This window comes from bacterium, from assembly GCA_024226335.1.
Lineage (GTDB): Bacteria > Myxococcota_A > UBA9160 > SZUA-336 > SZUA-336 > JAAELY01.
In genome coordinates, this window is record JAAELY010000358.1 from 34668 (window position 1) to 54640 (window position 19973).

Genomic DNA, 19973 nt, shown 5'->3' on the forward strand with positions numbered 1-19973 from the left:
GAAACCACGTGGTCGATTCTCAGACGATCTCGGGTGCCATCCTCGCAGCTGTGGACTTTTCGGACCACTCCGAGGCTGCGCTTTTATGGGCAGCAAAGGCCGCACGGAGCTTCGACGTCCCACTGATCGTACTGCACGTAGTCCACGATCCCGAGGCCGCGCCGGGCTACTACTCCAAGAAGCAGGACGAGGGTCATCTGCAACGCCTGGAGGACAGCGCCAGGGAGATGCTCGACGAATTCATCGCGCGAGTTCGCCATGACCATCCGGAATTCAAGGACGTGAAGGAATTCCGCAGTGAACTGGTCGTGGGCCTGCCGGCAAATCGCATCCTCGAGGTGGCGGAGCTAGCTGGTGCCAGCATGATCGTGGTGGGCAGTCAGGGGCGCACCGGGCTCGCTCATCTCTTGCTGGGCTCCAAGGCCGAACGCGTCGCCCAGCTCTCTCCAATCCCGGTCACGATCGTGAAATCAGCGACTCCGCTCGAGGAATTCGAGTGATCGAACCGCCAGAGCTTCCGGTCTTTCAGTTGATGATGGGCCTGTTCGGCGGCTTGGCTCTGTTCCTGTACGGAATGGAGAAAATGGCCGACGCCTTGAAGCTGGCCGCCGGTGACCAGATGAAGAACATCCTGGCCAAGCTCACGACTAACCGCGTGATGGGGCTGTTCACAGGTGCTTTCGTGACCGCCGTGATCCAGTCCTCATCGGTCACCACTGTTCTGGTCGTCGGTTTCATCTCTGCGGGACTCATGTCCCTTTCGCAGTCCATCGGCGTGATCCTGGGAGCCGACATAGGCACGACGATCACGGCCCAGATCATCGCTTTCAAGGTCACCAAGTACGCACTGCTCCTGGTTGCGAGCGGCTTTGCGGTGATGTTCTTCTCGAAGAGTCAGAACTGGAAACAGCACGGTGCGGGAGTGATGGGCCTTGGTCTGATCTTCTTCGGGATGGGCGTGATGGGCGACGCCATGGATCCCCTTCGCAGCTATCCACCCTTCCTCGCATTGATGTCTCAAATGGAGAGTCCTCTGTACGGAGTCCTGGCTGCAGCACTCTTTACGGCGGTGATCCAGTCGTCGTCGGCGACCACAGGCGTCGTGATCGTGATGGCGAGCCAGGGTCTGATCACCCTGCCGGCGGGCATCGCCCTCATTTTCGGAGCGAATATCGGCACCTGCATTACGGCCATTCTCGCGGCGGTCGGTCGACCTCGAGAGGCCTTGCGAGCCGCCGTCGTGCACGTCGTATTCAAGGTCGTCGGAGTGCTCCTCTGGATTGCCTTCATCGACCCGCTCGCAGACCTGGTCGCGTGGTTCTCGCCCAGGGCCGACTCCGGCATTACCGGACTCGCAAAATCCGCGGCCGAGACACCCCGACAGATCGCCAACGCACACACGGTCTTCAACGTCGCCAACGCGCTCCTCTTCCTTCCCTTCTCCACACAGTTCGCTCGCCTGATCGAGTGGCTGGTTCCCGACCGACCGATCGAAGAGGAAGAAGAGGTGCGGGCCAAGTACCTGGATCTCGACCTCCTCGACACGCCGTCGCTCGCGCTTGACCGGGCCCGACTGGAGATCCTGCACATGGGAGATCTGGTTCGAGAGATGCTCCGCTCGATTCTCCCCGCCGTACTGAACGGCCCGCGCGAAACCGTCGAAGAGGTCGGAGAGATGGACAACTCGGTCGATGCCCTGCATGGCCAGATCATCACCTACCTGGGTCAGATCAGTCAGGTGCAGTTGAACGCCTCGCAGACTGAAGAACTCCTGCAACTCATGGAGGCCGTCAACGCTCTCGAGAACATCGGGGACATCATCGAAACCAACCTGGTCGCACTCGGGATCGGCCGTCTCACGACCGACGTCCGCGTAAGCGAAGCGACCCGGGAAGTGATCAACGAGTTCCACGCCAGTGTCACCAAGGCCTTCGAAGCATCCCTGCTCGCAATCACGCAGAAGAACGAGGAAGCCGCGCGCGTCGTCGTCGACATGAAACGGGAAATCAACCGACTCGCAGATTCTGCGGCGATGCACGAGGCGAAACGCCTGGTGGCAACCGAACCGAATCGGCTTCCGGCCTACACCTTGGAAATCGACATCCTCGAGAACCTGAAACGCATCTACTACTTCTGCAAGCGAATGGCCCGGGTCGTCGTTCCCACTGAGCCTCCTCCAGAGACGGATTGATGTCGGCCTCAGAGCCCGAGAACCTCCCGAGCACAGACCCCGTGTCCAAGAGCGAGTTCAGTCCATGCCCGGGTGAATTGCCCCTCTTTCCTCGTCGGTTGCGGAGGTTGCGGAACCGAGCCTGAGGGAAGAGGAACCCGCGGAGAACGTGAGCCGGAATCCGCATGGGAATACGGCGCGGAAACGCCCGCCGACCGCATCTCGTCACCGCAAGCAGATGCGCCCGGTGGGTTCGACTTGAGCGCACCCGAGTGTTTCGTGAACCGCGAACTGACCTGGATCAACTTCAACTTCCGTGTTCCGCGCGAAGCAGAGGACGATCGAACGCCCCTTCTGGAGCGGGTGAAGTTTCTGGCAATCGCGAGTTCAAACCAGGACGAATTCTTCATGAAGCCCATCGGCGGCTTGAAGCAACAGGTCGGACGCGGCTTTCGGGAACCCGCCAAAGGTGGTCGAACGCCGAGCAACAGATCGGTGAATCCTACGAGTTCGCGGCTCTACTCGAGGGGCGCAAACGCCGCGCCCTGCTTCGAGTCTGGGACGATCTGCGCAAGCACGACATTCTCCTCACCACCTATTCCGATCTTTCCCGCGAAGACCAGGACTACCTGCGCAACTACTATTGCGAAAACACCTTTCCGCTCGTCACTCCGCAGGCCACCGATCCGACGCATCCATTCCCCTTCGTCTCGAACCTCTCCCTGAATATCGTCGTAACTCTGCGCTACCCGAACGAATCTGTGGCCTCACTCGCACGCGTCAAGGTTCCCGTGGGCGCGGATATCCCGCGCCTGCTGAAACTCGGCGATCGGAATGTCTTCGTGAGCCTCGAAAACGTGATGGCTCACAATCTGGACCTGCTCTTTCCCGGTATGGCAATCGACCGCGCCGAGAAGCGCCTGCACGAGGCGACCCGGCTGAGGCGACGCAAACCACGGGCCTGCGCGGACGAAACTCCACCTACTGAGTCGACCAGGCACCCAGACTCCTACCCCATCACCTCGCCCGCATCCACGCGCAATGACTGCCCGGTAATCATGCGCGCACGATCCGAGCAAAAGAACACGATGGCTTCGGCCACATCTTCGTCCGGCGGAATCTCTCCGAGTGGCATGTTCGCGGTAATCTCGGCGATTACTTCCCGGGCCGGAACACCGCGTTCTTTCGCCTGCCAGTTCACGTACATCTCGACTGGCGGCCCCCACATCCAGGTGGGAATCACGGTGTTTACACGGATCTTGTGTGGACCCAATTCCGCGGCCATATGATACATGGCCGAGATCAGCGCTCCCTTCGAGGAAGCGTAGGCGATCTGCTGCATCGGGGGCGGTTGTTGGAAAGACTGTGAGCCGACCAGGACAATCGACCCGCCGCCGGACTTCCTCATCGCCCGCGCCGCCGCACGCGCGAGTTGCAGGCTTCCAATCAGGTTGACCTCCATCGCCTTGCGCAGGTCTTCCGCGGGTGTGCTATCGAGCGTTCCGAACAAAGCGTCGAGGGCGGCCACTTGCGCCATTGCGTCCACGCCACCGAAGCGCTGTTCCGCGGCTGCAACCAGGCTTTCGCAGGCTGCCTCATCTGTAATGTCGAACGCGAAAAACCCGACGCGCTCACCGGTGGGATCGAGACGCTCGGCCATTTCCTTCAAACGCGTCTCGGTACGGGCTCCGATCATCACTTTGGCTCCATCGCGCAGAGCCAGTCGTGCAACCTCACCGCCGAGTCCCGGTCCCACACCGGAGACGATCACTGTCTTGTCCTGCAGAATCACCCCATGCCTCCACGGCCTGGATTGTAGGCCGGTGACCACTGTACCCGATGCTACGGTCCCTGGTGACCGTAGAGTTCGAGTCGAGGGAACTTCACGTATTGGCCGCGGAACAGAACGACATCGGCTTCCAGCCCGTTGGCCACGGCCGCCTCCCTGGCCGTCCACTCACTACCCGCTCGGGCCAACAGCCGGGCCAGAGGCTCCCCCCGTCGTGCCTCCGTGAAGCGCAGCCGCCACTCGCGCACCTCGTTGCGTTCACCGCGCACGAGCCTGCGGAAACTGCGGCTGACGCGATTGAAGATTGCGACGTCACCCGGGAACGACGTCCGAGGACTGATTCCGGTCAACTGATAGATCCTTCCCCGATACGCGATCCAGGTCAGGTGCAACGCCGGCCCCTGGCGATCACGCGAGGGCACGTGGACGCCATGGGCCGCGGAAAAACCGCCGATGCGCAGACTCTGTGGGGAGTGCCGCAGGCCACGTCGACGCTCGAAGGCTCGAGCTGGAAGCAGCGGATCGTCGCCTGTTCCAGGCAACGTCAAAGTGAAAAAGCGCTTCCCGTCCGGAGAGCGGGCGATCACGGCACTGCGCTTGTTGCGCGTTTCCCAGCCTTCCGGGAACGTCACCGCGAAGTGAAGCTCCGGATGAAGAAAGCGATTGCCAACCATCACTCCTTGATGCGCGCTCGCACCGACCACAAGTCCCTCCAGTCGCGCGAGCAGATTCTGCCGATCCGTCGCGATCGACGGTCCACCGGCTCGATTCAGCTGATCGGCGTTGAGCGCGGCGGCGGCGCTGCGTTCTTCGCTGTTTGGATGCGAAGAAAAGAAGCTCTTCGCTCGCGGGCGACTGGAGTGCAGGCTTTCCTCACGCGCGAACGTCGTCATGATCCCGGACAGGCCCGCGGGATCCCAACCGGCCGCAGCAACGAATCGCTGTCCGAGGCGATCGGCCTGGATTTCCTGATTGCGACTGTATTGCGCGAACAGGAACCTGCCTGGAAACTCGGCGACACCCGACACCGCGCGCCCGAGGTTCGGGCTCAGGATCGAGCCGGCCATTCCAGCAACGGCCGCGGCCATCTGAACGGGAAGGAAGGCGGCTTCGCGTACGCGTTGCGAAGCCGCATGCCGGGCCGCGACGTGCGCAATCTCGTGCGCCAGAACATTGGCGAGTTCGTCTTCTGTGTTGATCTGTGCCAGCAGCCCGCGCGATACATAGATGTCACCGCTGGGCAGAGCCAGTGCGTTGGAATTCTGGATATCGAGCACGCGAAAGCGATGGGGTAGTTGCGAGCGCGACGAGTGAACGACGAGTCGCTGTCCGATCGCGGCCACGTACGCGGTCAGGGTGCGGTCCTCGACCAGACCGAGTGCGCTCTCCAGTTCCAGGGCGGCCTTGCGCCCGCTCTCGATCTCTGAAGCCTCGCTGGCCAGGACGGCCTGCGGCCGACCCGATACCGGGTTGATCGCGCAGCCGAGTACGAGAAAAGTCAACCCACCCGCAATCGCCGCGGCCGTGCCGACCGTCCACCTGGCATCCATTCCCATCAAGATGGCCTCGCGTTGCGGCCAGAACAACCCGGTCTTCGCACGATCTCTCCTACAGGTCGAGCGTCAACGAGGAGGAAACTCGGAAAGCACTTCGGCTATGACTGCATCTATTCGGACTCCATCCCGACGCGAATGCGGCGGGGGCAATCCACCGGGTGCAACACCTCGCCAGACGAGCCGGTTCTTCCGGGTATCTATGATGTCGATCGCGAATGTCCCGAGCTTGAAATCCGCCTGATTGGCAAATGGACGGCCGTCGCTGTGCCAATGGGGCCCATAGCCAAAACGCCGATCCAAACTCTCCGGTTCGACCCGATACTCCAGGGACAGATGGTGCCCAACCCGGAAGTCGGGTCGTCCACCGGAGATCTTCGTGAAACCCTTTGCCAGAAGTTCGCGTTCGATCGCTGCACGGATCCCGTCGTTCAAGAGCGGTTGATCGAGTCGATCGCGAGTGTCGGACGCAGGCGCACTCAGCCAGGCAAAACTGCGCAGTGAGGCAAAATCCGCCTTCGGATCGAAGTCCGTAAACACCACGAGCCGCGCGCAACCCGATAGAAGTACACAGAGTGACAGACCTAACACACGACAGAGCGCGGGGCTCGGGATTGGATGCGAAAGACCCTCTCGGGAAAACCGAGGGGCGCGAGCTTCCATCACCTCGGCCTCCTCCCCTCTCTAGTCATCCTCAGAAGCGGCTCCGGATAGCCTGGCTTCCTGTTTCGCCCGGCGCTCGTTCAGTTCATCCACTCCGCCGGGTCGCATCGAAATGAACAGGCCTTCGGCTTCCGCGCACAGAACCCCTTCGCCAAACAGTTGTGCCTCGGTGTAGATCTTGCGCCCTTCCATGCGCAAATACTCGGCCTTGAACCGCAACTCGGTGTGTAGCGGCGTTGGGCTGCGGTAGCGCACGGTCAAGGTCCCGGTAAAACCAGGACTGCCCGAAAGCGATTGGACGAAGCCGAGCACTTCGTCGAAAGCCGCGGCGACAAAACCACCGTGCAAGGAACCGGGAGGTCCCTCGTAAGCCGAACCGAAGGTGCCGAGCGCTTCCGCCGTGCGCTCGCCGGTCTCGAAGATTCGCAGGGGCGGCGCAAGTGGATTGGCCAGACCGATCATGGGGCTTTGGTCGAAGAACGCCCCGACATCACCCGCCATGGCGGACTCCGCATGTCCGAGCACACTGCTCAGACGGGGATGCCGCTTGAGCCGCTCCGCGTAGCGTTCGAGGGCGTCAGCTGCGGCCGCGAGCTCCGCCTCCGGCGCCATGCTGGGAACGAGCCGTTCGATCACATCGCGCATCGCCCGGGCGAGGCGACGCTTCTGCTCCCACATGCCGTTCTCCGACGACTTGGTGGTGTCCCAGTAGCTCCCGGATGAATTGTCGGGGTCTTTGTTTTCCGGCACGAGCGGCAGTCTATCAGGAGCGTCTCTCCGGCGCCCGATATACGCCCACGACCTTACTGCTGTTCGGTATGTGTCTCTGCCGATTGGGATGATCGCTACACTGATACCCTGCCGTGCCATGCGGAGTGATAACTTCTCGATATGACCGAGCGCACGACCCAATCTGGCCTTCCGTTACAGCCGTTCTATACGACCGCCGATGTGTCCACCGATAGCGCTGACGAAGCCGCGCAAGAACGTCTCAATGACCCGGGAGAATATCCCTTTACGCGCGGCCGACTGGCAAATCCCCGATCCCGGGATTCATGGATCTCGCAGGAATTATCCGGTGAGGGTTCCGCCCGACGTTCCAATGAACAGTTTCACGAACTGATCGAAAAGGGCGCTCGCGGTCTGGATGTGATCGGCGACGCGCCGACAATGTCGGCGATCGATCCCGATCACCCACTGGCGCAGCACGCCGTGGGCAACACCGGGGTTTCAATCTGCCGACTTCGAGACTTCGAGGATCTCTACGCGGATCTGCCATTGAATGAACTGACATTCTCCCACTCTCTGCCACCGGGTGCGTTTGCGATTGCATCCCTCCACCGGGTGGCCAGGCGGCGCGGGTTCGATCCAAGGGAGTTGCGCGGATCGACCATTCTACTGCCCGCATATTGCGAAGACTGCAGCTACCAGATCCACATGCCCTACGATCTGAGAATGCGCCTCGCGCTCGATTCGATCGAGTTCGCCGCACGTGAGATGCCGCGTTTTCACGCATTCCTGGAAGACACCTACTACATCAGCGATGGCGGCCTGAACAGTGTCGAGGAGATGGCGCTCGGCTTCGTTGAAATCCGCGAGATCGTGCGCGCTCTGATTGACCGAGGCATCGACGTCGACTCATTCGCGCCGCGCATCGCCATCCTGGTCAACTGTCGGATGGACCTGTTCGAAGAAGTCGCAAAGATCCGCGCAACCCGACGCATCTTTGCGCGCATGATGCGCGAGGAGTTCGCGGCCAAAGACCCGCGTTCCTGGTCCTGTGCGATCACGGCGCACACCTCTGGCCTTTCGATGACGATGGCCCAACCGGTCAATAATGTCGCGCGCGGTGCTATTCAGGGACTCGCGCTCGCACTAGCCGGTGTACAGGCGGTTGAAATTTCTTGTTTCGACGAGGCCTACCGCACGCCCAGTCACGATTCTCATATGGTCAGTCTTCGCACTCAGCAGATCGTGCAACTCGAAGCCGGTGCCGACCGCGTGGCCGACCCGCTCGGAGGCTCGTACTTCGTTGAATCTCTAACCGATGAACTGGAGCGACGCATCCTCGACATGGTGGCGAAGATCGAGTCAGCGGGCACGTTGAAAGAAGTATCGGAAAGCGGTTGGTTTCGTCAGCTATTTCAGAATGCGATGACCCGCCGCGCGGAGGCGATCCGGAACGGTTCGGAAACCCAGGTCGGGCTGAACGCCTTTTCGATCCCCGAAGACCAGGACAGATTGCTCCGCGACTCCAGCGAGGCAAAGATCGAACCTTGTTGGGACCGCATCGACGAGATTCGAGTTTTCAAAGACAGTCGCGATGCGGGCGCAGTGGCCGAGCAGTTCGCGCGAATCCGAGAGGCCGGCGCGGCGACGGATACCCGGCTCATCGAGCCGATTGCAGATGCGCTCGAAGCCGACCTCACCCAGGGTGAAATTGCCGGAGCGTTACGCCTCGGCGTCGGTGAAGCCTACGATCCGCTGGGCCACATGGAGCCTCCTGTCTGATGACAGCCGACCGGCCGGTGCGAATTCTGCTCGCGATCCTCGGACTCGATCAGCACGAAGCTGGCGCGTTCGCGGTTGCGCGACTGCTGCGCGATGCGGGCATGGAAGTGATCTATCTGGGCCGCTTCGCGACACCGGAATCGGTGGCTGCTGCAGCCCTCGAAGAAGGTGTCGACGTCATCGGGCTGTCGTGCCACTCGTGGGAGTATCTGTACTACCTCGATGAACTATTCGGACTTCTTACCAGCCGTGCACTGAATATCCCCGTCGTGGTTGGGGGGTCGGTACTTTCTCGGGACGACAAGAACGAGATCCAGGCGAAAGGTGTCGCCGCAGCATTCGGCCCCGGGGCCGACGCTGACGAGATCGTGGAGCAGATCCGCAGTCTCGCCAAAGTCCGCCGACACCGGCAGGACGAGGCCCGGCGGCAGGATCAGGCGAGGTAATCGTGGATGACTTCGCCGTCGCCTAGAGTGAATTGATAGTCGGAATAGAACCCACCGGTGACCTTATGGATCGGAATCACCTCGAGCCGATCGGCGGGTGAGGAACCGAACGCGAGTGTCGCTGCGCCTTTGTGAACGTCATGGGTGACGACGTTGGTCAGCGTGGTCGAAGTCAGCTGATCGATATCGGGTGGCGCCGAAAGCGATACGTTTGGAATGAAGCGGTGCGCAATCCACTCCGGAGTGCCGCCCAGGTCCTCCGCCGTGCCGAGTTCGGCGAGGTGCACAGCTGCATCGATGATCGTGCGTCCACCGCGTTCGACGCGGGTGCTGACGACATCGTCTTTCATGTCCAGGCTCAGACGTCCGAACTTCTTCGGGAAACCCCAGATCTCGCGTCCCGCTCCGATGGCCACGTCGCTGTCGAGAACGAGATAGATACTGAAATTGACGAGTCGGCGCTGAAAGGTAGCATGGGTGTAGACGTGCGCTTCGAGGTAGCGGCCGAATCCGGAGCACAGAAACTCGGCGGATGAAACGAACATCTTCGCGTCCCTGTTTGGAGTCAAAGGCGACGGCACCAGTTTTCGCAGGACGCGGGGATCGGTCTGAAACTCGACTGTGATTTGCTTGGCTTCTCGGTACTCAAACGGCGGCTTGCCGTAGAGACCGGATAGCTCAGGCATGCTATAGCCTCGCTTCTTCGGGTGGCTCGCGCGTTTCTTGGCCATGTGACTCTCCCTTCGTTGCACCAGACAGAAAACGACTATCGAGTTCGCCAGAATACCGCCCGCCGTCCAAAGGCGGCCCGCCGCTCGTTACATCGGGTCGCCGACCTTCAACAGCTGCTTGCCAGTGTTCTGGCCTCGGAACAGACGAAGGAAGGTCTCGGGAGCGTTTTCGATTCCCTCCTGGATATCCTCGTGGTGGATGATCTTCCCCTCGCCTACCCATTTGGCCAACTTCGCTGTGGCCTCGGGAAAACGCGCCACGTAGTCGATGATGATGAAACCCTCCATGCGACCGCGTTGAAGCACGAGGTTCATCAGATTGCGGGGTCCGGGCGGTGGGCTCGTCTCGCTGTAGCCAGAGATGCCACCGCAGAGAACGACCCGCGCACCTCTCGCAAGATGGGCCAGGGCCGCTTCGAGGATCGAACCGCCGACATTGTCGAAGTAGACATGGACACCCTCGGGGCAGAGCTCTCTGATGCGTCGCCCTACATCCTCGGCTTTGTAGTCGATCGCGCCGTCCAGACCGAACTCATCCATCAAGAGCGCGCACTTCTCAGGGCCACCCGCGATCCCGACAACGCGACAGCCTTCGAGCTTCGCGATCTGCGCGGCGACCGAGCCGGTCGCCCCGGCGGCGCCTGAGACGAGCACTGTTTCACCGGGCGCGGGCTTGCCGATTTCGAGTAGACCGAAATAGGCCGTCATCCCGGTGATACCCACCACTCCGAGTGGCCAGGTCGACGGGGTCCCATCGGGCACCGGAGCTCCGTGAACGAAACCCTGCCCAGCGACCGCGTACTCCTGCATTCCGAGCAGACCGCTGACGATATCGCCTTCTGCAAACGCGGGGTTCTTCGACTCGACGACCTGCCCTACCGCGCTGCAGCGCATGACCTCACCAATCGATACCGACGGCATATAGCTCTCTCGGTCTTCCATCCATCCGCGCATCGTGGGATCGAAGGAAATGTAGAGATTGCGAACCAGGTACTGACCTTTGGCGAGTTCGGGAATCGGCTCCTGCCTGAACTCGAAATCCAAAGGGCTCACCATACCAACAGGCCGGCGGGCCAGAAGCCACTGACGATTGATGCGTTCGGTCATCGGTAGTTTTCCACTCTCATTGGGGTTTCGTCATCGGGACTTCATCGCCCCGGCCAGAGTGTCTCGGGAAACGCTCGCGGACGCAGTTTCACAGATCGTCGACAAACCTCTGGGTTGCTTGACAATCCGCAGGACGAGACACTAGCCGCGGCATTTTTGCGTGAGTTCTTCTACGAGCCGAATAACCTGCGCGGCTGTTTCTTCCATGAAACGGGTGAGTCGACGCGATGCGCCGTTCTCATCCCCTTCACCGACGAGCGCACCAGCTTCTCTCTCCGCCAGGTTTCGCTCCAGTTCCAGGTTCGCCTCAAAAGGCTTCCACGTGTCGCGCAAAAAGGGAATATTGCGTTCGAGGTTCTTCGCCGCCGCGAGTTCGAGCCCTTGAAACTTCAGCCACATCGAAACTCCAGCGGCTTCATCCTCTTCGGCTCCGCGGGCCATTGACGCGGGCAGCGTCCCATCGATATAGACGGGAAGGAAGACGCCACTACAGGGGATTCCGAAGGAGATCCACACCGGCCAAGGCCGTGAACGGTCTTGGGGCAGTAGGGCAACCATGCTGGCGGTGGTCTGTCCCGGCGGATCGTTATGCATGCAGAGTGTGAAGAACTCCTCATCTTCGCTTGTGGCGTCGGCCGAAGGTATGGCTGAACCATCACCGTGATCTCGCAGAATTCGCTGGATGTCAGCGACGTCGAGTCCACCCTTCGCCTCGTGTAGAAGTTCCCGAGATCGCCGCAAGCGACCCTCTGACAGACGTGCTGGAACGTGCGGGTTGCGCAGGGCGCGTTCCAGATGCACCGGACCCACTTCGCTCCAGAAGCCTTCGCCGCGGACATAGCTATCCAAGTCCTTGGAGCAGCGATCCCAGTCGGAGCCCGTGCAGATGTGGTTCGACAGCGAATCGAGTTCGACCTGTCGCGCGACCCAGTGCCGGCCCGAAGTTTCCACAAAGATCGCTCCGTTCGGATCGGCGATACTGAAGCTGTTGTGATAGCCGCCCCCGCCCGGCGCGAATCCCGGCCCGCCCTGGCCATGGGCTTCGAGCAGACTCGTGAGACAGTCGAGTGCTTCGTTGCGATCACCGCTGCGCTCGAGCGCGAGACGCACGAGATCCATGCCGATCAACCCAGGAGTTTCTTCGACTTCCTGGTGTGAAAACACCGACTGATTGCCGATCGCGACTCCATGCTCGTTCACACCGTGCTCGAATCCCCAGACCCACCAGGGCGAATGGCCCATCACCCTGTAGGTCTCGGGTACCTGTGGAATCGAAATATGGGTACAGCGAAGTTCGGCGCCTTGCAGATGTTCTGCTCTGGAAAACTGGACAAAGGGCTGGATCTCACCCGCTTTGCGATCACTGTTCTTGCCGAAGAGTGTCAGTCTGCTCTTCGTATTTGCTCCGCTGGCCACGACTGAATCACACATGGGCCGAGAGTATCACGCCAGACTCTGCACTTGCGGGGATATCGAGATCCAGGTTCGCCCGTGATCGTGCGTGATAGGATGAATTCACATCCGCGACACATGATCCCTGCAACACATGGATTGGAAACAACGAGATGTTGCCCGACGGTTTTTCCGAACTCGACTTCGACGAATACCACCAGGTCGAACTCCCGAGGCTTCTGGCTGAAGGCAACGGGGCACTAGCGTTCGCAGAAGTAAAGCGTCGCGGCTCACTCGCCTTCCGTATCGCCGGCGGCAGCGCGTACACCTACACGACCGGCTCCAACGGAATCGACATCCTGCCCGGTGACGAGACCGCTCGAACCGTTCTCGAACTGAGCCATGAAGCCTGGCAGGAAATCGTTCACGAGATTCAGACCGCGCCTGGACTGTTGTATCGCGGAGAAATCAATTGCCTTCGAGGCAAGGCGATCCGCCTGGTGGTCTGGGAACCCGCTCTACGCGCGATCTACAACGGCCGCCCGATCTTCAATCCAGAAGAGTTCGAACTGACCGACCGTCACGGCGCCCCCCTCGATCCCGCGACTGCATTCACGCTCGATGACGATCGCACCGACATGACGCACTTCCTGCGCAATGCGGGCTACCTGGTCGTCAAACGGGTCTTCTCCGCACAAGAAGTCAGTCTCTTTCAGGAGCAAGCTGAAGAACTCCGGCGCACAGCAGTTCAGGGGGACCGGAAATCCTGGTGGGGCAAGAACGCGGCGGGAGATTCCGTGCTGTGTCGCGTGACCAACGCCGGAAGGGCCGACTCCTTCAGAGGCCTCTATCGGGACCCCCGCATCACGGGCCTGATCGATCTGTCCGACACCAAGCTCGAATCGCGCGGAGAAAAGGCCGGCGACGACTGCGCGACGGTGATCTTCAAGAACCCGGACATGGCGGAAGGACTCTCCAACCTGCCCTGGCATCGCGATTGCGGCATGGGAGGACACGCCTTGAACTGTCCCCTCATCATCACGTCGACTTTCGTGCAACCCCTGAACGAACAGACCGGCGAATTGAGAATGCTTCCGGGTTCACAGAATGGCTCCTGCGTTCCGATCGATGCCGACGATCCGAAGGCTCCCAGAGGCGTCGCGATCGCTGCCGAACCGGGTGACGTTTCGCTGCACTACGGCGATTGCATGCACGCGGCTCCTACGCCGCGGGGCCACGGTCCGGGCACCTACCGCATCAGCGCTCTCACCTCTTTCATCCGGGAGGGAGCGCGTTCGAACCCTCGTAAAGGTGCCTACAACGACGTCCTGCTGGGCCGCGACGACGGTCAGGTCGAACATCTCTCGGATGTAGCAGCTCAAGAAGCGCGCCAGGCCGAGTCGGGCTGAAGCAAGGGGGGTCGGGAGTCACCTGACAATCGCTCTATTCCATCTCCGCTGGAAGCTGTATCGCGCCGGATTCATCCTCTTCGAGCTCAACCTCCAACTGCTTCTCTCTGCGCCTTTCTGCGCGTTCGCGCTCCATCTGAGCTGCAAGCGCGTCGCGAAACTCCTCACCGAGTTCGTCCAGACGATTCTCGAGCAGCCGTCTCCGCCGTTCGAGCAACCGGCTGGTCAGGCGTTGACGTCCCGCCCCGGACAAGAGGTGCACATCAATCGTCTGCATCGCTTCGAGACCATCGCTCGAAAGAGCGCGAACATCGACCTGATTCACTCCCTCGGTCAATTCGACGACGCCAGAGAAACTCCCGTCGGCAGCCAGGTGAGTAAACTCGGCGGGAACGTGATTGGTGCGGTTCACGATCTCGATCTCGGCGATCTCGGCCAGGCGAATGTCACTGAAGGTCGCAACCAGGTCGCGGGGATGCCGTACGGCCGTGTAGGTTCCGCCTGTGAGGTGAGCCAAAGCCTCCAGGACTTCGGGTTGCTCCGTCGATTCCGGACTGATACCGAAGGCGTGCAGGCGAACGGTCTCGAGAGCTGCGCGCTCCGCGGCCTCGAGCGCACGACGAGCATTCTCACTTGGACGGTTCGGCACCGGGAGAGTTGGCTGTCCGTCAGTCATGAAGAGAACGACCCTGCGGCTGCGATACTCGGGGTCGCTCGATCGTCGGCTAAAGGTCGACAGCTCGGCAACGGCAACATCTATCGCATTCGGAATATTCGTCATGCCCGCTGAACCCATTTCGAGCAGGCGGTCGAGCGCGTCCTCCACTTGTGCGTAGTCATCGGTCAACGGAACGACCGTGAAGGCATCCGGTTCTTCACTGTAGTCGTCTCCTGCGAACGCAACGATGCCGACACGCGAGGTATCGGGTTCGAGTTGCGAAAGCAGCGTGCGGGCTGCGGCGACCTCGGCGGCCAGTATGCTGTCGCCGAGGTCATCACTTTCCAGCGAGATGAAGCGCGGCAGAAACGGCAGCCATTGCGCAAAGGGCATCCGGCCCAGCCGTCCATCTCCATCGACGTCCGCACCCGATGGTGCGCGGGTACTGGCCGAGGTGTCGATGACGATCAGGACTTCGAACGCCTGCAGCCAGCTCGACGGATTGCCATCCGCCAGACGTAGAGCGCGCCCGGAGACGAAGGCGAGCGCCTGGTCACTATCGATCTTCGCCCCACTCTCCGGCGTTTCGACCACGAGCCTCAAACTCGGATCCGCAGAGATTAAGCCGGGATTAAGAATACATGAAGCCGCACCTGCCAGAAAACAGATCAGCAACACCGAGGGTGGATATGGACATCTGCGACGAGACACGACAACAGGATACTAGATCGCCGAAAGCACCGCGGCCATCTGAATGAGCCTCTTCCGCTGAGTCGAAGCGGCTACACAATCTTGAGGCGTGAGTGACATCACGAGTTCATTCCGGATTTCGACGAAGCGACAGTGACGGTGGTCACGTCGACGACTGGCGAGTTTTCGGTAGTTTGACTCAGATGGTGGTGAGAATGGACGCGGACTCGATCGAAGCCCCGGCCCGTGCGGGGGCTGGTTCGCGAATCCTGATAGCTCTCTGCTTCGCCCTGCTCGCGTTTGCGTGGTGGGTACGAGATGAGCGCTACGTACAGGCCGAGGCCGGTCTCGGCTATGCACTCGGTGTTCTGGGTGCGTCCATGATGCTGCTCCTTCTGCTCTACTCGGTGCGCAAGCGGGCGCGCTGGTTGAGTTCTGCCGGCCCACTTCGAACCTGGTTCCGCATCCACATGTGGCTCGGTCTCGCGGGTCCGCTGCTCATCATCTTGCACAGTGGGTTCAAGTTCGGGTCACTCAATAGTTCGATCGCGCTTCTGGCCATGCTCCTGGTCGCGGGTAGCGGTGTCGTCGGTCGCGTGATCTACGCGAAGATCCACTACGGCCTATACGGGCGCCGCCTGCACCTGCGAGAGAAACTGGCGGAGTTCACGGAGGCGAACGGCAAGCTGCGCCCACTTTTGGACGCGTTTCCGGAAGTCATGGGACCGCTGCGAGAATTCGAGCGGGAGTTCAGCAGTTCGCCTCCCGGCGCATCCGCAGCGGGTCTTCAATTGGCCAGACTGGGCCCCGCTTCGCGCCGCACGCGCGAACGATGCGATCGGCTGCTCGAAGCCCCACTCGGAGAAGAGCGAGCGGCCGCTCGCGAGTATCTGCGTCTCGCGGGCCGCGTCGGTGAGTTTGCCTGCTATGAGCGCTTGTTTCGGCTCTGGCATGCCGTGCACGTCCCATTGTTCGTAACCACCATCCTCTCGCTAGCGATCCATGTCGTCGCCGTCCACATGTATTAGGCGCCTGGGCAGTGCGTACCTGGTCGCGGTCTTGTGGCTGTACGCTCCGGCAGTGGCCGCTCAGAACTGGGAACGCCTGATCATGCCGGGTCCGGTGATCGAAGCCCACGCAGAGTTCGAAGGTGAATGCAGCCAATGCCATCGACCCTTTCGCAAACTCGAGCAGCGAGAACTCTGCCTGGACTGTCACGATCACGCTCCCATCGCGGACGACATCAATGCCCTTGCGGGATTCCACGGCGGCGCCACAGTTCGCTCGGTAGAGTGCAGCCGCTGTCATACCGAGCACATCGGCCGCGAAGCAGACGTCGTCGGACTCGACCCGAGCAGTTTCGACCATTCACTCACAGACTACGCACTTCGCGGCCGACACCGGACTGCTTCCTGCGCGAAATGTCACGAGACGGGTCGGCCTCACCGGGAAGCACCCGCGAAATGCTCCGATTGCCACGGAGAAGACGATCCGCATCGCGGGGCACTCGGAGAGACCTGCGCCGATTGCCACGACGAGTCGAGTTGGAGAAAGGCCGAATTCGAGCATTCGAAGACCGAGTTCCCTCTGATCGGTCGTCACGCCAAGGTGCCCTGTGTCTCCTGTCACCCTGATGAGCACTATTCCCCGACGCCAACGGACTGCATTTCGTGTCACGACGGCGTTCACGACCCGCACGCTGGACGTTACGGCCGGGACTGCCGAACCTGCCACACGGCCCATGGCTGGGATCGAATCGAGTTTCAGCACGACAAAGATACCGACTTCGCACTGCGCGGAAGCCACCGTTCCCTCGCATGTGATTCGTGTCACACCGGCCCTTCAATTCAAGACAAGCTGGAACGAAGCTGCGCCACATGCCACCGGGCCGATGATCAACACAAAGGACGCTTTGGCGAGAACTGTGTCGAGTGTCACAGCGAGAAATCGTGGAAGGACGAAAAGTTTGATCACGGACAGACGGTATTCCCCCTGCACGGAGCCCACCGCTCCGTCAGTTGCTTGCGATGCCATACGGGCGTCCTCGAAAAGGCGGAAGTCACCCGGACCTGCCAGAACTGTCATCCCGGAGACGATGTGCACGCAGGCCAGCAGGGAGAGAGTTGTGAGCAATGCCACAACGCGGAAGGTTGGACGAAACGTGTCTTTTTCGAACACGACCTGACCCGGTTTCCGCTGCTCGGAGTCCACGCCGCAGCCGCCTGCGAGGAGTGCCATACGAACTCCCGCTTCCAGGATACTTCGACGAGTTGCCAGGAATGCCACGCATCTCATGACTTCCACAAGGGCACCATGGGCTCCGAGTGCTCACACTGCCACAACCCCAATGGATGGAACTTCTGGACTTTCGACCATGCGCAGCAGACGGATTTCGCACTGGACGGTGCGCACGAAGGCCGACTCTGCCACGACTGCCACACGACCAGGGTCCAGGGCAAGCTCTCGCGTTCTTCTTCTTGCAATAGCTGTCACCGAGACGACGATATTCACCTGAGCCGCTTCGGCATCGATTGCGCTCGCTGTCACACCAATGAGCGTTGGAACGTCATCCGGAGAATTCGGTGAAGTTCGTCTCGCTGACGCTGACGTGCCTGATCTGGACCCTCTCTGCATTCGCTCAAGAGCGTACCGCCAGCGACTTCGACCACTTTCGAACTCAGTTCCCGCTCACAGGTGTACACGAGCGCGTGCCGTGCGAGTCCTGTCACGTGAGGGGAGTCTTCGAAGGCACACCCACGAATTGTGCTGTTTGCCACGGCACGGCCAGCGAATTGGCCACTACGCGCAAGACCGTCTCTCACGTCCCCACGAATCGCGGCTGTGAGGACTGCCATCGCACAATGGCCTGGAGCGACGCCCGTTTCGATCACGGCGGAATCAGCGCGAGTTGCGCGAAATGCCACAACGGGATCTTCGCAAAGGCCAAGGGCCCGACCCACGTCGAGAGCTCTGAAGCGTGTGAGACTTGCCACGGAACGCTGAGTTTCGCGGTTGGCCGCTTCGACCACGCCGGCACCAGTGGCAGCTGCTCGAGTTGTCACAATGGAGTCAATGCGGGAGGGAAATCGCCAGGGCATGTTCAGAGTTCGAGCAACTGCCAGGACTGCCATACAACGGCCGCCTGGACCGGCGGAAGTTTCGACCACAGCGGCACGAGCACGGGTTGCTTGAACTGCCATGACGGAGTCGTGGCGACCGGCAAATCCGCCACGCACATTCCGACCGGAAATGACTGCGAGAGTTGCCACACCACCGCCTCCTGGACAGCCGAAGGCTTCGACCACACAGGTGTCACGACCGGATGTGCCACCTGCCACGAAGGAACTCTTGCAACAGGCAAGTCCCCAAGCCACCTACCAAGCGGAAACGACTGCGAGAGCTGCCACACGACGGCCGCATGGACGGGCGGCAGCTTCTCCCACAGCGGAATCACCAACGGTTGCAGCAGTTGCCACGATGGCATCCAGGGAACGGGCAAGTCCCCAAGCCACCTACCAAGCGGAAATGACTGCGAGAGCTGCCACACGACGGCCGCATGGACAGGCGGCAGCTTCTCCCACAGCGGAATCACCAACGGTTGCAGCAGTTGCCACGATGGCATCCAGGGAACAGGCAAGTCTGCAAACCACATTCCGAGTGGAAATGACTGCGAGAGCTGCCACACGACGGCTGCATGGACGGGCGGCAGCTTCTCCCACAGCGGAATCACCAACGGTTGCAGCAGTTGCCACGACGGCATCCAGGGAACGGGCAAGTCTGCAAACCACATTCCGAGTGGAAATGACTGCGAGAGTTGCCACACGACGGCTGCATGGACGGGCGGTAGTTTCTCTCACAGCGGAATCACCAACGGTTGCAGCAGTTGTCACAATGGCATCCAGGGAACAGGCAAGTCTGCAAACCACATTCCGAGCGGAAATGACTGCGAGAGTTGCCACACGACGGCCGCATGGAACGGCGGAAGTTTTGATCACACAGGCAACACGCTCAGCTGCAATAACTGCCACAACGGTATTCAAGCCACTGGGAAGACGAATAGTCACATTACCAGTTCGAATGCCTGCCAGGATTGCCACAGCACCAGCTCGTGGATCGTGGGCAACTTCAGCCATGCCGGGATCACGAGTGATTGCACCAGCTGCCACAACGGCAGCCAGGCCGCAGGCAAGACTCCTACGCATATCCAGAGTTCCAATACCTGCGAGGATTGCCACAATACGGCGTCCTGGATTCCCGCTGGTTTCAGCCACGCAGGCATCACGAGTGGTTGCACTACTTGCCACAACGGCGTGCAAGCCGCGGGCAAGACGCCTACGCATATCCAGACTTCGAACACCTGCGAGCAATGCCACACGACCTCGGCGTGGCTCCCCGCCGTATTCAGCCACGCGGGCATCACGAGCGGTTGCACCACTTGCCACAACGGCGTACAAGCCGCGGGCAAGACGCCTACGCATATCCAGACTTCGAACACCTGCGAGCAATGCCACACGACCTCGGCGTGGCTCCCCGCCGCATTCAGCCACGCGGGCATCACGAGCGGTTGCACCACTTGCCACAACGGTGTCCAGGCCCCGGGCAAAACGCCAACTCACATCCAGAGCACCAACAGTTGTCAGGATTGCCACGGGACCCAAGCCTGGATTCCGGCGAGCTTCAGCCACTCCGGAGTTACGAGCGGATGCTCGAGCTGCCACAACGGTGTGCAAGCCACGGGCAAGACACCTACGCATATCCAGACTTCGAACACCTGCGAGCAATGCCACACGACTTCGGCCTGGCTCCCCGCAGCCTTCAGCCACGCGGGCATCACGAGCGGTTGCACCACTTGCC

The 19973-nt window shown here is 60.9% G+C and carries 16 protein-coding genes and 1 pseudogene; 9 read left to right on the forward strand and 8 right to left on the reverse strand.

The window, feature by feature from the left end; translation table 11 throughout:
• The first annotated feature begins 8 nt into the window (after window positions 1-8).
• The 3 genes and pseudogenes from GY725_18850 to GY725_18860 all read left to right on the forward strand — a co-directional run bounded on the left by GY725_18850 (window position 9) and on the right by GY725_18860 (window position 3072).
• Complete coding sequence (locus GY725_18850; GenBank protein MCP4006248.1) at window positions 9-500, forward strand: universal stress protein; 492 nt, start codon at window positions 9-11, stop codon at window positions 498-500.
• 32 nt (window positions 501-532) lie between these two features.
• Window positions 533-2191, forward strand: a complete 1659-nt coding sequence (locus tag GY725_18855) for a Na/Pi cotransporter family protein (GenBank protein MCP4006249.1) — start codon at window positions 533-535, stop codon at window positions 2189-2191.
• Window positions 2192-2389: 198 nt separating this feature from the next.
• Window positions 2390-3072 (forward strand): annotated as a pseudogene (locus GY725_18860) (RNA degradosome polyphosphate kinase).
• Between the two features lie 107 nt (window positions 3073-3179).
• Here GY725_18860 and GY725_18865 read toward each other — a convergent pair.
• Genes GY725_18865 through GY725_18880 form a run of 4 tightly spaced genes read right to left on the reverse strand, consistent with a single transcriptional unit; the run spans window position 3180 to window position 6853 of the window.
• Window positions 3180-3962, reverse strand: a complete 783-nt coding sequence (locus GY725_18865; protein ID MCP4006250.1) for an SDR family oxidoreductase — start codon at window positions 3960-3962, stop codon at window positions 3180-3182.
• Window positions 3963-4012: 50 nt separating this feature from the next.
• Window positions 4013-5545 (reverse strand): M48 family metalloprotease, encoded by a 1533-nt coding sequence (locus GY725_18870; GenBank protein ID MCP4006251.1) that lies wholly within the window; start codon window positions 5543-5545, stop codon window positions 4013-4015.
• 36 nt (window positions 5546-5581) lie between these two features.
• Window positions 5582-6175, reverse strand: a complete 594-nt coding sequence (locus tag GY725_18875; protein ID MCP4006252.1) for a DUF4136 domain-containing protein — start codon at window positions 6173-6175, stop codon at window positions 5582-5584.
• Window positions 6176-6196: 21 nt separating this feature from the next.
• Window positions 6197-6853, reverse strand: coding sequence for a PaaI family thioesterase (locus GY725_18880; protein ID MCP4006253.1), 657 nt, complete (start codon window positions 6851-6853; stop codon window positions 6197-6199).
• Between the two features lie 213 nt (window positions 6854-7066).
• Between GY725_18880 and GY725_18885 the strand changes: the two genes are divergently transcribed.
• Together GY725_18885 and GY725_18890 are read left to right on the forward strand one after the other, a co-directional pair.
• On the forward strand, window positions 7067-8686 hold the full coding sequence (locus GY725_18885) for a hypothetical protein (protein ID MCP4006254.1): 1620 nt from the start codon (window positions 7067-7069) through the stop codon (window positions 8684-8686).
• Window positions 8686-9132: a methylmalonyl-CoA mutase gene (locus GY725_18890; GenBank protein ID MCP4006255.1), complete on the forward strand. Its 447-nt coding sequence runs from the start codon at window positions 8686-8688 to the stop codon at window positions 9130-9132. Before GY725_18885 ends, GY725_18890 begins: the two co-directional genes overlap by 1 nt.
• On the opposite strand, the gene GY725_18895 is transcribed toward GY725_18890, so the two are convergent.
• From GY725_18895 to GY725_18905, 3 genes are all read right to left on the reverse strand, one after another.
• Complete coding sequence (locus GY725_18895; protein ID MCP4006256.1) at window positions 9120-9863, reverse strand: acetoacetate decarboxylase family protein; 744 nt, start codon at window positions 9861-9863, stop codon at window positions 9120-9122. The genes GY725_18890 and GY725_18895 overlap by 13 nt on opposite strands.
• A gap of 87 nt (window positions 9864-9950) precedes the next feature.
• The gene (locus GY725_18900; GenBank protein MCP4006257.1) at window positions 9951-10970 is read right to left on the reverse strand and encodes an NADP-dependent oxidoreductase; all 1020 of its coding nucleotides are present in this window, start codon (window positions 10968-10970) and stop codon (window positions 9951-9953) included.
• 141 nt (window positions 10971-11111) lie between these two features.
• Window positions 11112-12386: a hypothetical protein gene (locus GY725_18905; protein MCP4006258.1), complete on the reverse strand. Its 1275-nt coding sequence runs from the start codon at window positions 12384-12386 to the stop codon at window positions 11112-11114.
• 149 nt (window positions 12387-12535) lie between these two features.
• Between GY725_18905 and GY725_18910 the strand changes: the two genes are divergently transcribed.
• The gene (locus GY725_18910) at window positions 12536-13771 is read left to right on the forward strand and encodes a phytanoyl-CoA dioxygenase family protein (protein MCP4006259.1); all 1236 of its coding nucleotides are present in this window, start codon (window positions 12536-12538) and stop codon (window positions 13769-13771) included.
• Between the two features lie 34 nt (window positions 13772-13805).
• On the opposite strand, the gene GY725_18915 is transcribed toward GY725_18910, so the two are convergent.
• Entirely contained in the window at window positions 13806-15032 is a 1227-nt protein-coding gene (locus GY725_18915; GenBank protein ID MCP4006260.1) for a VWA domain-containing protein, read from the reverse strand.
• A 290-nt stretch (window positions 15033-15322) separates the two neighbouring features.
• On the opposite strand from GY725_18915, the gene GY725_18920 reads away from it, so the two are divergent.
• The 3 genes from GY725_18920 to GY725_18930 form a co-directional block, all read left to right on the forward strand.
• Window positions 15323-16147, forward strand: coding sequence for a hypothetical protein (locus GY725_18920; GenBank protein ID MCP4006261.1), 825 nt, complete (start codon window positions 15323-15325; stop codon window positions 16145-16147).
• Window positions 16122-17705, forward strand: a complete 1584-nt coding sequence (locus GY725_18925; GenBank protein ID MCP4006262.1) for a cytochrome C — start codon at window positions 16122-16124, stop codon at window positions 17703-17705. Before GY725_18920 ends, GY725_18925 begins: the two co-directional genes overlap by 26 nt.
• A partial coding sequence (locus tag GY725_18930) for a cytochrome C (GenBank protein MCP4006263.1) occupies window positions 17702-19973 on the forward strand: 2272 nt, incomplete at its 3' end. The genes GY725_18925 and GY725_18930, both read left to right, overlap by 4 nt.

What these genes read in the sequence shown, in the direction of transcription:
- GY725_18890 (MCP4006255.1), top strand. Translation starts at nt 8,686, where the DNA reads ATGACAGCCGACCGGCCGGTGCGAATTCTGCTCGCGATCCTCGGACTC.
- GY725_18895 (MCP4006256.1), bottom strand. Translation starts at nt 9,863, where the DNA reads ATGGCCAAGAAACGCGCGAGCCACCCGAAGAAGCGAGGCTATAGCATG.
- GY725_18900 (MCP4006257.1), bottom strand. Translation starts at nt 10,970, where the DNA reads ATGACCGAACGCATCAATCGTCAGTGGCTTCTGGCCCGCCGGCCTGTT.
- GY725_18880 (MCP4006253.1), bottom strand. Translation starts at nt 6,853, where the DNA reads ATGTGGGAGCAGAAGCGTCGCCTCGCCCGGGCGATGCGCGATGTGATC.
- GY725_18875 (MCP4006252.1), bottom strand. Translation starts at nt 6,175, where the DNA reads ATGGAAGCTCGCGCCCCTCGGTTTTCCCGAGAGGGTCTTTCGCATCCA.
- GY725_18925 (MCP4006262.1), top strand. Translation starts at nt 16,122, where the DNA reads ATGTCGTCGCCGTCCACATGTATTAGGCGCCTGGGCAGTGCGTACCTG.
- GY725_18920 (MCP4006261.1), top strand. Translation starts at nt 15,323, where the DNA reads ATGGTGGTGAGAATGGACGCGGACTCGATCGAAGCCCCGGCCCGTGCG.
- GY725_18910 (MCP4006259.1), top strand. Translation starts at nt 12,536, where the DNA reads ATGTTGCCCGACGGTTTTTCCGAACTCGACTTCGACGAATACCACCAG.
- GY725_18885 (MCP4006254.1), top strand. Translation starts at nt 7,067, where the DNA reads ATGACCGAGCGCACGACCCAATCTGGCCTTCCGTTACAGCCGTTCTAT.
- GY725_18855 (MCP4006249.1), top strand. Translation starts at nt 533, where the DNA reads ATGATGGGCCTGTTCGGCGGCTTGGCTCTGTTCCTGTACGGAATGGAG.